The 14,484-nt window shown below is 29.1% G+C and carries 24 protein-coding genes and 1 tRNA gene; 1 reads left to right on the top strand and 24 read right to left on the bottom strand.

The features are described from left to right. Positions 1-17 precede the first annotated feature (17 nt). Positions 18-404, bottom strand: coding sequence for a desulfoferrodoxin family protein (locus tag HYB91_RS04590; protein WP_002678560.1), 387 nt, complete (start codon positions 402-404; stop codon positions 18-20). Between the two features lie 124 nt (positions 405-528). Between HYB91_RS04590 and HYB91_RS04585 the strand changes: the two genes are divergently transcribed. Further along, positions 529-602 (top strand) — tRNA-Val (locus HYB91_RS04585). 110 nt (positions 603-712) lie between these two features. Here HYB91_RS04585 and HYB91_RS04580 read toward each other — a convergent pair. The 23 genes from HYB91_RS04580 to HYB91_RS04470 form a co-directional block, all read right to left on the bottom strand. Next, positions 713-1,234: a hypothetical protein gene (locus HYB91_RS04580; protein ID WP_002678562.1), complete on the bottom strand. Its 522-nt coding sequence runs from the start codon at positions 1,232-1,234 to the stop codon at positions 713-715. Between the two features lie 100 nt (positions 1,235-1,334). Then, positions 1,335-1,934, bottom strand: coding sequence for a hypothetical protein (locus HYB91_RS04575; RefSeq protein ID WP_002678563.1), 600 nt, complete (start codon positions 1,932-1,934; stop codon positions 1,335-1,337). Positions 1,935-1,958: 24 nt separating this feature from the next. Continuing rightward, positions 1,959-2,534, bottom strand: coding sequence for a hypothetical protein (locus HYB91_RS04570; protein ID WP_002678564.1), 576 nt, complete (start codon positions 2,532-2,534; stop codon positions 1,959-1,961). Between the two features lie 38 nt (positions 2,535-2,572). Then, positions 2,573-3,238 (bottom strand): HD domain-containing protein, encoded by a 666-nt coding sequence (locus HYB91_RS04565; protein ID WP_002678566.1) that lies wholly within the window; start codon positions 3,236-3,238, stop codon positions 2,573-2,575. Between the two features lie 11 nt (positions 3,239-3,249). After that, positions 3,250-3,540, bottom strand: coding sequence for a DUF2087 domain-containing protein (locus tag HYB91_RS04560; protein ID WP_044910037.1), 291 nt, complete (start codon positions 3,538-3,540; stop codon positions 3,250-3,252). Positions 3,541-3,588: 48 nt separating this feature from the next. Beyond that, positions 3,589-4,308: an HAD family hydrolase gene (locus HYB91_RS04555; RefSeq protein WP_002678567.1), complete on the bottom strand. Its 720-nt coding sequence runs from the start codon at positions 4,306-4,308 to the stop codon at positions 3,589-3,591. Between the two features lie 19 nt (positions 4,309-4,327). Then, the gene (locus tag HYB91_RS04550; protein ID WP_002678568.1) at positions 4,328-5,119 is read right to left on the bottom strand and encodes a class I SAM-dependent methyltransferase; all 792 of its coding nucleotides are present in this window, start codon (positions 5,117-5,119) and stop codon (positions 4,328-4,330) included. Positions 5,120-5,140: 21 nt separating this feature from the next. Continuing rightward, on the bottom strand, positions 5,141-5,791 hold the full coding sequence (locus HYB91_RS04545; RefSeq protein ID WP_002694389.1) for a hypothetical protein: 651 nt from the start codon (positions 5,789-5,791) through the stop codon (positions 5,141-5,143). 230 nt (positions 5,792-6,021) lie between these two features. Continuing rightward, positions 6,022-6,663: a GNAT family N-acetyltransferase gene (locus HYB91_RS04540; protein WP_002678571.1), complete on the bottom strand. Its 642-nt coding sequence runs from the start codon at positions 6,661-6,663 to the stop codon at positions 6,022-6,024. A gap of 139 nt (positions 6,664-6,802) precedes the next feature. Then, complete coding sequence (locus tag HYB91_RS04535) at positions 6,803-7,261, bottom strand: hypothetical protein (RefSeq protein WP_002678574.1); 459 nt, start codon at positions 7,259-7,261, stop codon at positions 6,803-6,805. A gap of 191 nt (positions 7,262-7,452) precedes the next feature. Further along, positions 7,453-8,094, bottom strand: a complete 642-nt coding sequence (locus tag HYB91_RS04530) for a transglycosylase domain-containing protein (protein WP_002678575.1) — start codon at positions 8,092-8,094, stop codon at positions 7,453-7,455. Positions 8,095-8,182: 88 nt separating this feature from the next. Beyond that, positions 8,183-8,557 carry a hypothetical protein gene (locus tag HYB91_RS04525; RefSeq protein ID WP_002678577.1) on the bottom strand — a complete coding sequence of 125 codons (375 nt, stop codon included), beginning with the start codon at positions 8,555-8,557 and terminating at the stop codon, positions 8,183-8,185. A 235-nt stretch (positions 8,558-8,792) separates the two neighbouring features. Continuing rightward, the gene (locus HYB91_RS04520; protein ID WP_252508211.1) at positions 8,793-8,918 is read right to left on the bottom strand and encodes a transglycosylase domain-containing protein; all 126 of its coding nucleotides are present in this window, start codon (positions 8,916-8,918) and stop codon (positions 8,793-8,795) included. Positions 8,919-8,982: 64 nt separating this feature from the next. Continuing rightward, positions 8,983-9,204 carry a hypothetical protein gene (locus HYB91_RS04515; protein ID WP_002678579.1) on the bottom strand — a complete coding sequence of 74 codons (222 nt, stop codon included), beginning with the start codon at positions 9,202-9,204 and terminating at the stop codon, positions 8,983-8,985. Between the two features lie 123 nt (positions 9,205-9,327). After that, positions 9,328-9,501, bottom strand: a complete 174-nt coding sequence (locus HYB91_RS04510) for a hypothetical protein (protein WP_002678582.1) — start codon at positions 9,499-9,501, stop codon at positions 9,328-9,330. A 102-nt stretch (positions 9,502-9,603) separates the two neighbouring features. Further along, positions 9,604-9,924, bottom strand: coding sequence for a type II toxin-antitoxin system RelE/ParE family toxin (locus HYB91_RS04505; RefSeq protein ID WP_002678585.1), 321 nt, complete (start codon positions 9,922-9,924; stop codon positions 9,604-9,606). Further along, the gene (locus HYB91_RS04500; protein WP_002669519.1) at positions 9,924-10,169 is read right to left on the bottom strand and encodes a type II toxin-antitoxin system prevent-host-death family antitoxin; all 246 of its coding nucleotides are present in this window, start codon (positions 10,167-10,169) and stop codon (positions 9,924-9,926) included. Before HYB91_RS04500 ends, HYB91_RS04505 begins: the two co-directional genes overlap by 1 nt. 393 nt (positions 10,170-10,562) lie before the next feature. After that, entirely contained in the window at positions 10,563-10,967 is a 405-nt protein-coding gene (locus HYB91_RS04495) for a type II toxin-antitoxin system HicB family antitoxin (RefSeq protein WP_002678586.1), read from the bottom strand. A gap of 21 nt (positions 10,968-10,988) precedes the next feature. After that, entirely contained in the window at positions 10,989-11,171 is a 183-nt protein-coding gene (locus tag HYB91_RS04490) for a type II toxin-antitoxin system HicA family toxin (protein WP_002678587.1), read from the bottom strand. 229 nt (positions 11,172-11,400) lie between these two features. Beyond that, positions 11,401-12,171, bottom strand: coding sequence for a hypothetical protein (locus tag HYB91_RS04485; protein WP_002675111.1), 771 nt, complete (start codon positions 12,169-12,171; stop codon positions 11,401-11,403). A gap of 98 nt (positions 12,172-12,269) precedes the next feature. After that, complete coding sequence (locus tag HYB91_RS04480) at positions 12,270-12,926, bottom strand: hypothetical protein (protein ID WP_002678588.1); 657 nt, start codon at positions 12,924-12,926, stop codon at positions 12,270-12,272. Between the two features lie 86 nt (positions 12,927-13,012). Next, positions 13,013-13,558, bottom strand: coding sequence for a hypothetical protein (locus tag HYB91_RS04475; protein WP_002678589.1), 546 nt, complete (start codon positions 13,556-13,558; stop codon positions 13,013-13,015). Between the two features lie 8 nt (positions 13,559-13,566). Further along, a complete protein-coding gene (locus HYB91_RS04470) occupies positions 13,567-14,454 on the bottom strand; it encodes an SEFIR domain-containing protein (RefSeq protein WP_002678592.1) in 888 nt (295 codons plus the stop codon). Positions 14,455-14,484: the final 30 nt, after the last annotated feature.

Here is a 14,484-nt window from a genome sequence, read left to right as displayed (position 1 = left end):
GATAAAAAACTTAAGCCTTATTTGCCTGACCAAACGCCATGAAGATTACAAAATTCGTAAGCTTCAATGACCTTGTCATCTGAAGTTAAGGAGAATTCAACTTCGGGAGCACCTGTAACAGGCAGCTCTTTAAATTGAAGGCCTTGTTCCGTTTTGAGGCATACCCAAGCTATATGATGTTCTTCGGTCATAGGATGGGCAACGGAGCCTACCTTAACTTTTACGGTGTTTCCGTTTACTTCGATTACAGGCACATGTTTTTCTTTTGCAGCATCAACACTTCCGATTTTAACGGCTGAAAGCTTTTCACCGCAGCATGAAACCTCAGTATCCGGACAGCAGTCAATCCCGATAATAGTTCCTTTTTTCTCTTTACATAAAAAAAAGCTTATTTCTTTGTTCATTAGTTATACTCCTAAAATTTATGAATTTACAGAACAAAATCTGCAACTTATATAATATAACAAAAAAAGGGCTTGACGTAAAGTCAAAAATACGATATTATCTGACTATCTTTAAAGAAATTAAGGGCAATTAGCTCAGTTGGTTAGAGTACAAGCATGACACGCTTGGGGTCACTGGTTCGATTCCAGTATTGCCCATTTTTATAAGTCTATATTGGATATAGACTTACAGGTTTTCAGATCCGTGAGAAAACTTCACTTTCTTTTCTCTTTTTGATGGACTGTCGCATAAATCATTATAAACTTTATTAACTATTCTTCATTGCGCTCCCGACTATTACCGGAATTATTTGCAGGGCAAAAGCTATAAAAAAGGCAATCCATATTTTTATTATAATTCGTGATTTTCGAATAGGTTTTTGAAATTTAATCAGTTGTTCTGATTCTCCCGTTAAATCCAAATTGGAAAATTCCAGAAAAGCTTTTTGATATAAGTATTCATCAGAGCCATACCACCCACGAGGAGGCATACATGTGCCAAATTTGATAAAGCCTTCCAACAAAGCATCACAAAGACCTTCGTGCCTTCCTGTCGAACTAAGATGAACAATAATTTCTTGTACATTTGAATAGGTTTTATGCTCACACACTACAAGATAGATCAAAAAAAACGCACCGAAAACCCAAACAATAATAGGTATAAGAACAAAATCCAAATAATATGAATTTATGCCTACCAATATCTCAATGAATATAATCGTTGTTATTAATCCCATATTTAAAAAACAGGTATCAAGTGAAATCATATATTTTTTGATACCCCTAATCATTAAAAACAGAGAAAGAAAAAAATCAACACTTAAAAAAATAATTAAAAATATCAGTTTATTTCAACTCCTTTATTAGTACTGAAACTCTTATGGGTAAATATTATTCTTTGATAACCCATAAAAATTTTATACCCATATGAGTCATCAAAACAGCTAATACTAAAATACAACAAATAAACACAAAAATATAGCTAAAAAACATATTCATTATTATTGAAAAAATAAGGAAAGCATTATTAAATACACCTTGTTTTTGCACTTTACCTAAAGGCGTAATTTCTATAGGAAGCTCAATACTTCTACCCATAAATTCATAAAAGAATATTTCTATATTTTTATCTGAATCATAGTTCCCAATATGTATCACAGCATTATCTGGATAATCATTTAACTTAAATTTATAACCATCTTCACTATTTAAACGGTTTTCAATATTTTCAAAATATAAATCTTCTTCATTTTTAAATTTATCTTTATGTATTATTCCTCCATAAAGAAAGGATCCATTTCCTGAAAAGCTAACAAAAATATAATTATTATTTACAAAATAAACTTCAAAATCCTGTATTCGATCTATAAAATAAGATTCTCCCTTGTTATTATTATTTAAGTAAATACTTGTAAATATTATAATTAGTATTAAGCTAAGAGTTAGTATCAATAAAAGAAAATAAAGTTGTTTAAACTGTAATTTTAACATAGCAGCTACTAAATTACTCTTATATTAAAATTCTCTTTTAAAGCTATAATATTTCACGGTTTCAAATTCTTTCAATGACTTAGGATCAATATAAATTCCTATCAGTATTTTCTCTAGCATCAATTTTATATCAAAGGCTTCACGAATCGACAAGTAAGATCCGGTTATTTCATCTATTTTTATCACCTGCACAATTTTTTGAGTACCTATATCTATAAAAATAACTTTTTCAAAACCGTCACTGCAAATCAAAATATCATCATCAGGAAACACCGTCAAAACATTTTCAATAAAATTCGATATTGATTTTGTCTTAGAATTATAGATATATGAACCATTAAAAGGGGCTCCAAAGGGAATATATATTTCTATAATGTCATTCCCATACCAGAACACTTGCGGTCCATAATAACATTCCGTTTCAATAATTAATATTTCTTTGTTATCTTCAATAAAATAATATTTTCCACTACCATGATACTCATCGCCTCTGTATATAACAACATTTCCATTTAACGGGTTTATAAATTTTGCTTCATAAGAATAGACACTTATAATACACAAACTAAAAAAAATCAAAAGTAAAAATGTTTTTTTCATATTCACTCCATCAAATTAACAGAATTTGATTGTAAGGCTTACATATCTTTTAAATCCCATTCATTTAAAAATTCCAAAATAAAGTCTTTCATATACGATTCTCTTTTTTCTGCAATTTTTTTTGCCGTATCGGTACTCATCAAATCTTTAAGATAAAATAGCTTTTCATAAAAATGGTTAATTGTAGTCGATACATGATTTTGATATTCCTCTTTTCCCATACCCATACGGGGCCGGATAGACGGATCATAGATTTGTCTATGACGGCTTCCGCCATAAGCAAATGCCCTTGCTATCCCTATCGCACCTAAAGCATCTAATCTATCTGCATCTTGGACACACATCCCTTCAATTGAAGACGGTTTATTAGAATCTTTACCGGAGTACGAAACTTCTTCAATAATAGAAACAATAGTTTTACATAGAGCATCGCTTATTTTTTTAGATTTCATGAATAAAACAGCTCTATCTTTATTTACAGTTGTATGCGGCGAAAGTTTGCGGTCATCTACATCATGTAATAAGGCAGACAATTGAACAATAAAAATATCGGCATTTTCTTTTTCTGCAAGGTAAGTTGCCGTACGGAATACTCTCATTGTATGAAAAAAATCATGACCGCTAAAATCTTCTTTAAATATTTTTTCTACATATTTTTCCGCATCTTGAATGATTTTTACTTTAAATTTTTCTTCATCAGTCATAATAATATCTTTTAAATTATAATTTTATCGGTATTGATCCAATATTCTTTACAATCAGGTGTCCGCTCCAATAAAAATTTATCAAAAAGTTCACGTCTTAATAGAGCATGGTCATTGAATGTGTGCCAAGTTTTTAAGACTGCATTCACTTCAATTTCAGAATATTTTTTATCAGGATCGAATTTGCCTTGCAAATATTTTAAGACATTTATTTTGTCATAAGTTTTCTTGGGCCACCTGACAATACGGCCGTTTTTATCAAGAAATTGTGAAATTTGTTCTTTTAAAATCGGTAAATTCATAAAGCCTCTTTCATCCATTATATTTTCAGATTTCATCTAACCTTTTATTTAATTATCAATAAGTTCCATAAAATTATTTATATAAAAATCGGCTTGATGTTGTTTATAGTTTTTATCTTTATCGTATAAACAGGTTTTTAATCCTACAGTTTTTGCACCTATAACATCGACTTTTTCATTATCGCCCACCATAAGCGTTTCCGAAATTTTTGCATTTAGCGGCATAAGAGCTCGTAAAAAAATAGAAGAATGAGGCTTCATATAAGTATTTTCATAACTAAAAGTATAATTATCAATAAAGAAATCAAGCCCTTCTCTCTTAAAAATTTCAATATATATTTCTTTGGGATACATAATGTTTGAAACAACACCGATTTTACACTTCTTTTCTTTTAAAAATTTAAGACAATCAATCACTCCTTCATTCGGATGAGCATAATTATAAAAATCAAGATAATCTTTTTTCAATATTTTAATAATTTCATTATAAGAAATATGTATACCCAACTCTCCAAATTGTAAAAACAAGGCTTCACAAATACGGTATTCCAGTCTTTTAATTTTACGCTCTTTTTCAACATAGTCATACCAAGGTAAAATAACTTCTTTGTCTATTTTATCGGCAATGAATTTACCGTAAATATTAGAAATATAAGCTATCATACGGTTATGACCGTTTTTAAGTATTTCACTTTCATTCCATTTTGGATTATGGAATTCCAATAAGGTAGAACCCATATCAAAAAGGTAAGATGTATATTGCTTCATATTTAACACCTAAATTAATTTAGTTTTCTTTTTTGCATATATATAATAAATGACTTGAAGAACCGAGCAGCTCTCGCTTTTCACATGTTGCTAAGTGATATTTAACAAATAACTCAAAGTCTGCATCCGACATTTTAAAATCAGTTCTTCTTTCTGCCGTTTCTAAAATATTATCTACAGCTGCCGTAGTTAAATATTTTGTATTGTGTGATTCAAAAAGCTCTTCAAATTCCACGATATCATAACCTGTAAATAACTGATCTTCAAAATGTTTCACTTTATAATTATCATCAAAGTTCATCTCGATACCTGCTGCAAGAGTTTCTTTCAGGTAATTATTATTCATAATGGCATATACTGAAAGAAAAGCTGTTAAAATTATTCCGCCTATTTTGGTAACTCGAATTGCTTCATCTAAGGCTTTATGAACTTCTTTTTTATCATATAAATGATACATAGGGCCGAACAACAATGTAATATCAAATTGATTATCTTCAAATCTATCAAGATTTAATGCATCTCCCTGATAAGAAATAATATTTTCAATGCCGACGCTGTTGTTTTTCAGCACTTCAAGATTGGTCTCTACTAATTCAACAGCTGTGACATTATATCCTTCTTTTGCCAAGGCAATGGAGTATCTACCCGTACCGGCACCAATCTCTAATATCTTCGCTCCGGTTTTTGCATACCGATGAATATAGTTCATTGTAGTGATATACTCCAACTGTCCCTGACGGCTTCTGTTTAGCCTGCTGTCTTCATCGATATCATCATAAAACGACCTTAGTATTTCTATTCTTTTACTCATAAGCAGCTATACGCAATCCTTTTATTGATATATATTACATCTAAAATAATTGTCTTCAATTTTTATTATATCAACAATTTTTTCATATTCAAAGGCTTTTTTAAATTCATTATATATTTCTTTATTTTCAAATGTATCTCCAGATGAATTATACAAAATATCTAAATTATTATTTTTATCATAAATTATAACACTATAATTATCTAAAAACCCAGGATTCCACATAATTCCTACATAATTATCAAATATTCTTATATTTTCATTTTTTATATTATTAGCGATATATCTATCAAGTTCTTTTTTATATTTTGTAAATTCTATTTTTAAGGCAATTTTTTCAGATATTTGATTTTTTATTATTAGGAAACTAAAGAAAGCGGAAAATAGAATTGGCAGTAAAAAAAATAATTTTCCAATTTTTTTTGTTTTTATAATATTTGTTATTGTAAATAAAATATTTAGAAGTATAATCAGAATTGATAAATTAATGTATATAAGCACTCCAATAAAACTTAAACTTCTAACTAGGTAAAAAGAAAATATGGATAAAAACATTAGAGCTATATTTGATACTATTATAATTATGTTAAAATATACCTGACTTTTTTTGGTTTCATTAAAGAGAAACGGAAAATAAATCGCCAATAAAAGAAATATTGTTATAAATATCATTTTGTATTTTAACCTCCAGGACTATGTATCTAATATTGTTTTAAATCTCAATAAGACTTGCACCTGCTGCCGGCATTGAATCGGATGTTAGGACAATTATAGTAATTTGTAATTAATTTTTTTCAGCATTTTATTTTTCCAATAAATTTTGAGCATCAACCTTACTATTCAATTTGTATTTCAGCAATAAAAGTACCGAAATAACCGCTTCTATATAAGTTGTATATAGTTTACTGTAACTGACCGGGTAAAATCAATTTTTCTTTATAAGGAAAAATCGATTCATACGCTTCAAAATCGCAGGGATTCTCATCAGCCGCAAAATATCCTTTCGGAGGACAATAAGTTGCTTCTACAATTCCATGCATTTTAAAGTATCCTGGAATAAGTTCCAGCACAAGAAAATACGGCACTTCGGCATCTTTCGGCTCACAATAATAGTGAATATGAAACTTGCTCGCAAGATCAAACCCCGCATGACGATAAAACTCAATATTACCTTCAATACAAACAAAACCAATTCCCATTGTTCTAGCTTTTTCAAGCGAATATTTTAACAACTTCAAGCCGTATCCCTTCTGCCTGTAATCCGGATGTATGCTTATCGGCCCAAAAGTCCATGCAGAAACTTTTTCACCATTGTCAAGCGCCAGCTTTGCTTTTGAATACATCACATGCCCGATGATTTTTTCGTTTATCTCTATAACCAATGAAAGCTCCGAAATAAAATCGGGATTATTCCTATAACAGTGCAGTATATAATGTTCCATGCAGCCGGGTCTGTACACATTCCAGAAAGAATCTCTAGTTAAATTTTCAACAACAGTATAATCTTGAATCTCTTCCATACGGATTACATAATTTGATTCCACTTATTTATCTCCAAATATTATATATTCATTAATTGCTCTATCATCAATGCCAAAGCTATACCTGTTACTATATGTCTTTGCATTAACTAAAAATTGGTGTGTATAAGCTTGAGCTCTTTACAAAAATTACAGAACATTATTACTTTACTACCTTTCGAATTTTTATAAGTTTCAACCATTTTCTTTGACGATGTTTATAAAAGCAATTAGCCCAAAGCCAAACAATAAATGTTTTCCAACCGGCTCCAATTTCAACTTCATCACTATAATCCGTTGTTCCATTTCCGTTATCAATCAATTTAATTCTATGATTCCATATAGGTACATGTGTATTGCTTTCGTTTGTATAAATTTCGTCTTTATTAAAATTAATTACCTTAATTGTATGAGTTCCATAAGGAATAAAGCAAAACATTTTAAACAAAAACGAAAATGTCCGTCCTTCACTCCAAACGAGTTCCTTGTCGTCCCCAATTAGTTTAAATGAAGCATACGGAGACGCAATATATTGCAAAGTTTTTACATCGGTTAATAGTTTAAATACAGAATCAATATCTGACGGAAAAGTACTTTTTACATACACTACTTTTGTTTTCATTATCCCCCCCATTAAAAGTATACAATCTCATCTATAAAAAATGCGGATAGTTATATTTGGCACCATTTATTTCCAAGCAACAAAATCACTTACACATTTTCTGAATCGGCCAATTGGCTGTGAGCATAACAGCCGCTTAATCTGCAATTGGACATAACTCCATTTGTCGGCTTTGAAAACGGTAGTATATGTTATTCATTTATACACTTAAAAATTTCATTAACTTTTTCTTCTATAAGTCTTTTATTTCCAATTTCTATATTATACTTAATTGGATTTATTGTAGCTAGTATTAATTTTATAAATTCTTCATTACTTAAACAATTATAATCTTTATCAAAATAACATTTTGATGCATCAGCAAGCCCTATTATTCCATTTCCAAAATAAGCATTTGAAATCACATAATTATAGCAATCTTTATAGTCAATATTTTTTTCAATATTTCTCATAGTTCCAAAAATTATAATTCTCCGATCCATTGTTGTAATTTTTTTATTTCTTTCATCATTCTTTGCAAAATAAAATGTTGCCATTATATATGCCATTTTATTTTTTGAAGAAACAAAATCCATAATTAACAGAAGTTTTTTTAATTTTGGATTTTTATTATTCGTGTAAATATAACTTACAATCTCTATTTGCTTTTCAGTTAATTCAATTGTAATTTCATTTTTTATATCTTCATACTTTATTTTTATACCTTTATTATTAATATATATATTCAAAATAATATATAAACACAAACAACATAACAACATAAATAAAAGTAAAGAAAGAAATATTTTTATAATTAAAAATTTTATATTTTTTTTATTTATTACTAATTCCATTTTTTCTCCAGATTCCACCTGCACTGTACACATACATTATTTTAAACCGAAAATGAGCTTATCCCGTTCGTCAAGGTTGAAGCTGGTGTTATGTGGTTTTCTTTATTTTCTTAACCTTATAGTTAATTAATTCCAAATCAAAAATTTCATCATTTTCATTATAAATACGAATCGTATCATTATCAATCAATTCTGTTTCTTTAATAAAAATCCATTGAACATCTTTTTCTAGAAACGGATTATACCAGATTGAATAAATTGATATTGTTTTCTTTATTTTTGAGTCTTTAATAGATTTAATAATAATCTGACCGGTTCCCTTAAAAATTCCTTCTGAATAATTTGCAATATACTCGTATCCATTATGAATTATCGATGGAATTTCCGGAGGCGGAGTCCTTTTTGCATATAAAACCAAGAGTGAAAATATAAATATACTTAATAATATGATATTTTTTTTCATTAAACATACCTATTTTAAAATGCTTCTTCGTCCTTGCCCTAAAGTTCAATTCATTTTTTTGATTACTTTTTTTTGCAACGAATATTTTTCTTTTTTTCACCAGGCACCCCAGTGGGGCGTACACATAACATTCGCTTAACCTGCAAACGGGCATAGTCCCTTTTGTCAGCGTTGAAGCGGGTGTTATGTGTTTTTTTAATTTCTTATATATTTGATTAACTTTTTCTTCTGAATATTATTTTATTTCTTCATTAGTAAAATCATATATAACAGGATTTGTTAATAATAAGCATAAACTAATAAATTCTTTTTCTGATAATTTACTATATTTCTTATTATAATAACATTTTGCAGCATCAATAAGACCATATTTTCCATTTCCAAAGTAAAGTCTTGAAAATACATAATTATAGCAAATTTTACTATTAATTTTTTTTCATTATATATCTTTTAGTAGCTAATTCTATAATAGTTCTGTTTATTGACAATTGTCTCCTAAAATCATCTGATTTAAAATCATTTAAATATGTACTCGCTGCAACTAAAGCAATTTTATTATTAGATGTAAATGCATCATATATTAAAAAGAAATAATTAGTAAATTCATATTCTCTTTTCCTACTAATTATATAACTAGCTATAGCCATTTGACCTTCATCTAATGAAACAGTAGTTAAATATAATAAATTTTGCTGATTTACTTTTTCTTCTTTACTTTTTACATAAATATTATTAAAATTAATATAATTACAACAAATTTAAGAATAGTTTCATTTTTTATTCTTATTATTTTTTCTAGCTATTTTGACTTCTTTCTTTATTTGCTGTTTTTTTCTTAGTTCTTCAACTTTATAATCAGGATTTTCTAAGTCACACATTTCTATTATTTCTTTTTTAGATTTATTTTTAAATATTTTATAAGTTGTATGAATGCTTTTTGACATTTTAATCTTTTACCTCCAACGCTTCGCGTTGTGCACATAACTACCGCTTAACCTGCATTTGCGGCTTGTCCTTGTTGCCAGCGTTGAAGCGGGTGTTAGACGCTATTTGCTATTCTCTCCAAATAAAATACGAACAAAATCTTTTCTTGAATACAAAATCCTTACAATTCTTATAATTTCGTCTTCAATTCTATAAAATATTGAATAATTATTTGCAAGCACGAACTTATAATCCGTAGGAAATGAAACATATTTTTCCACAGGAATCCCTACATTTGGAAAAGCCGTCAAATTTTCATAAGTTTCTATAATTTTTGAAATGGTGTTATGTGCAGCAATGGGATTTTGAAGTTCATTCTCTATATAATCTTTGATTTCAAGTAAATCTGCTGCCGCTTGCGGAGCAATCTTTATCTCAAACATCAAAGTCCTGCCATTTTTCTGACTTGTGTTGTGTCCAGCCATCCATTTTGCAAAGCAGATTCTTCGCCTTTCTTCAATTCAGAAAAAAGAGTTTGCGTAGCCGTCAATTTTTCGTAATCTCTTATAGAAATCACAGCATAACACCCCCTGCCATTTTTAGTAAGAAAAACCGGCGATTCATCAGCAACATCCTGCAAAACTTCATTATAATTACGCAAATCCGAAACAGGTTTTATAGCAATCATATACACCTCTAATATTCGTAATATTTTACTAAATAATTATCTTAAAATACTTATAAAATGTCAAGTGGATTAAACTCTCATATTTTTTACTAATTGTGAATAAAGAGCTCTCTATGACCGTCCGAAGGACTTTTAGTTCGTTGATTTCCTTAATAAGTTAAAAAACACTTGGATAAAAGTTTACTTTTTCTTACTCAATTAGTCATTATGATAAAACATAACTTTAATCAAAAACCGAAGTTATTAATTTATGTTTTAAGCCTTAATTTATAAAAATATATCACATTTTTCTAAGTTACAGTTTATCGTGCTGCAAGGCATCCGTCTAACATCCGCTTAACCTGCAACAAGGCTTGTCCGCAATGTCAGCGTTGAGGCGGGTGTTAGACGCTTTTACATAACACCTACATATTTTTCTACTATCGTGTTCTGTAATAATTGTGAAAAATTTACATTATTTTTTTCTGCAAGCGTATTCACCCATTTTGGAAGCGTTATATTCTTTCTTACACATTTGCTTGAATATTTTTCACTATACGAATCCATATCTAAAATAAGCATATTTATAAAACTTTTATTATCAGGTAGTTTTATTTTTGTAGGTTCACTTGCTTTTGGAACAGCATTTCCTTCCTCGATTTCTGTTAATATCCACCCTGATGCCGCATCTATTCCCATCTCTATCGCTTCTATAAGAGAAAATCCTCCGGAAACACAGCCTTGCAAATCGGGAAATTCTATACTATAACTATTATCTTCTTCACAATATGTTATTATTGCCAGATATGCTAATTTCATTTTATATTCCTCCATATATCCTTATTTCAATCCTGCCTGCTTTAGAATTGCTTCCACGGTTCCTATCGGTATATCTCCTTTATGATTTGGGACCGTAACTTTTCCGGATTTTACAGTATGTTTATATTGATTATGAGAACCTTTTGCTGTTACAAAATACCAACCATCCGCCTTTAGTATTTTTTCTATTTCTTTTACTGTCATTTTATATCCAATCATATTATACGCATTATGCGTATAATTATCAAGCAGTTATTATAATAAAATACAGCATTTTTACTAAAACTAAGCTATTAATTTGAGTTTTAAGCTTTAGTTTACAAAAACCATATCCTGTTTTTCAAAGTTACAGTTTATCGTGCCGAAGGCATCGGTCTACCATTCGCTTAACCTGCATTTGCGGCTTGCCCGCAATGTCAGGTTGAAGCGGGTGTTAGGTAATTTTTTTATAAATGAAATCAATAATAATCTCAGATCTCAATATCTTAATTGTTTGATTACTATCATAATATTCTATCCCTATACCAATTATCTCTGGATTTTCATTACTATTTGAAAGATCAAATTTCCATACAGCACTTCCACTAAGGCCAATAGGTTTTGGTAGTTTTTCAATTATCACTTTATCACTTTCCGAATAACGTGGAAGTCTATTGCTATACTCACCATAAATATACTTTTCATCAAAGCTTATTATGGGTTGTAGTACATGAAAAGGATAAAAAAGTAATTTTCCAGTTGTTTCATTCTTTAGTTTCTTTGACTTTTCATTTTTTCTTACTTGATTAACATGCGATTTAGTGAATCCACAATAGTGTACCCAATTTGATTTATCAATCTTTTTAGACAAATTACTAATTTGAACTGGTTCTATTCCTTTGTATGGAATATCTGCTATCTCAATTATTGCAATATCCAAAATTGAATCAAACCAATAATTAATATTTTCTCTAAGAAATATTTTCCATGATTTAACCAATCCATCACAAGGTTCATCTTCGTAATTATAAAAAAAGGGGATAAGAATAAACTTATTATTCTCTGTTACATGAAAAGCAGTTACAACAAAGAATCTATCAAGATGTTTTAGAATAAAACAACTTCCTTCAAAAACATTTTCAGAATTATATATCCATGATAATGGACCAAATGTTCGATCTAAAAAAACATTCCATTCATGAGATTCAAAATACTTATTTCCCATTTTTCCTCGCCCGCCGAAAGCGTGAACCTAACATTCGCTTAACCTGCATTTGCGGCTTGTCCGCAATGTCAGGTTGAAGCGGGTGTTAGGTTATCTTTCTATTCTTTATAATATCTATTTTTAAATAATTCAAGTATTTTATTCTCATCGGTTAGAGGCTTAATTACCGTATCAAAATAGGAATCTGCAAAAATTTCATCAATTGGAATTTTAAAATTCCATTTCATTGCCATAATTGCATTTATGGTAGTGACTTCATGAATATTTTTTGAAAACCATATCCATAAATTTACCGAATTTCTTAATTTTTTATATCTATCCATTATTTCATTTTTACAAATTTTTAGTTTTTTATTTTCTTTAATAAATTCATCAACAACTACATTTAATTTTTCGATTGCATTTAAATTCATCATAAATCCAGAAAAATCTTCCACAAAATCCATATATTTTAAATCAATGTAAACTTGGTATAAATCACCTTCAATAATTTCAATATTTTCTTCTAAAGTCGATTTGAAAAAGGAAATAAACTGCGAACCTTCATAATCGCTTTTGAGATCATGACTACCGCGAAACTGAGTTTCCGCCATAAACCAAATTTCAGCCATAGATAATATTTTTAAATGCACTTTTTGTAAATACTCAGACTTCTTTTTAGTTGAGACCATTATTTTTGACATAGAGTAAGTCAGTAAAACACCAATAATTATTCCTATGACTCCAATTAATGCTCCAATTATCGTTGAATCCATATTTTCTCCTTTTTGTGAAAAATCGTTCTGTTAATATTCACTCTAGTAAATTTCATGCTAAAGCTTGAAGTGGATATTAGGTATAATTATTTAGTTCCCCATAATTTTTGATCTATTAATGATGTCAACTTTGGAATTCTATTATAATAATCGGTATACAGTTTATCATAAAGGAAATAGCCATTATCTATTTTTTCCTTAAGGAGATTCAAATTATCAATTCCAAAAACAGTAAGAACACTTTTCGATTTATCTTTATAAATAGGGTTAATAAGGAATGTTAGTTTGCATTCACCTAAATACACAGTAAAACGTGGGAAATATTGATTATATTGAGATGTAAATGCACGATAGTAATGTAAAACCAAGTCTGCTTCTATGATATCTGAGAAAGATAAACTGGGAAAAACTCGATTTTTTAGTATTTCAACAACTGGCTGTAAAAAAGACTTCCCAGTAATTGATTGAAAATATTCTGGTATTATATGTAAGCTTTCAAATTTATCATAAATGGTTTCAATATTTTTTTCTAGTCCACCATACATCCAATTTGTAGCATTATCTTTTATCAAAACATTACTTAAAAATTTATTTGCAAGATTATACCTATTAAATTTTAATAGAATAGCCATTGAACTTATTATAAGTTCATAAAAAACAGTGCATAATTATCGCATTGCCCCAGTGTCCATGATGAATTATCTTTGTTAGTATTTGGTCTATAAAATTTTTCAATATTTCTAAAAAACTGAAAAAACTCATCGAAAGTTTCTATACTTTCATCATATATGGCTATGTTTTTTAATACATTTAATAAGCTATTTTTAACAGGAGTCATTGCAGTAAATGAATCAAGTGCAACCTTCCCAAAATCATGCTGACCATGATATTTCTCATTGATTTCTGCATTAATTAACTCGCTTTGTATTATTTCTATATAGTCTCTTACTTTTATAATCCTACTTTTATGATTTTTTTCAAGAGAAGTGATTAATTCTCGCTCCTTGATATTTATATTTGATATATTTTCTTTATCTTCAAAAATCCATAAAGGTGCAGTTCCAAGCTTAGGTTTTTGAAACTGAGGACGTTTATAAATTAATCTAAGCAGTTCTTCATACCGATACTCATAATTTTCATTCTCTGATAAATCAATGTAAATTCTGTTATTAAGATATATCGGTAGGTACGGTCTTCCACTATCGTCTTTTTCAATTACAATAGGAATAAACTTAGTTTGGTCAACTTTATTATACAAATCTGAACTAATAATCTGTGCTTCAGTCCCTACTCCACCTTTCCTCTCATCGGATTTTTGTTTGTATTCTCGATTAAGCATTATCAGTACATGATCGATACTACTATCTTGAATCATCTGTTCCATAAATGCATATTTATCCTGACCAGCAGAAAGATCCCACTTGTCAATAATCGTTCCAACACCATCAGACATTAATCTTTCAGCCAGTAATAATATTTTTGAAGTGTACTCATTATTTGTCCAAGCGTATGATATAAATACTTTCATATTTTATCTCCACTGCGCGAAGCGTCAACC

Origin of the sequence: Treponema sp. B152, from assembly GCF_024181665.1 — a bacterium.
Classification (GTDB): Bacteria; Spirochaetota; Spirochaetia; order Treponematales; family Treponemataceae; genus Treponema_B; species Treponema_B denticola.
Note: the sequence above shows the minus strand (reverse complement) of the source record. Positions and strands in the feature narration are given on the sequence as shown.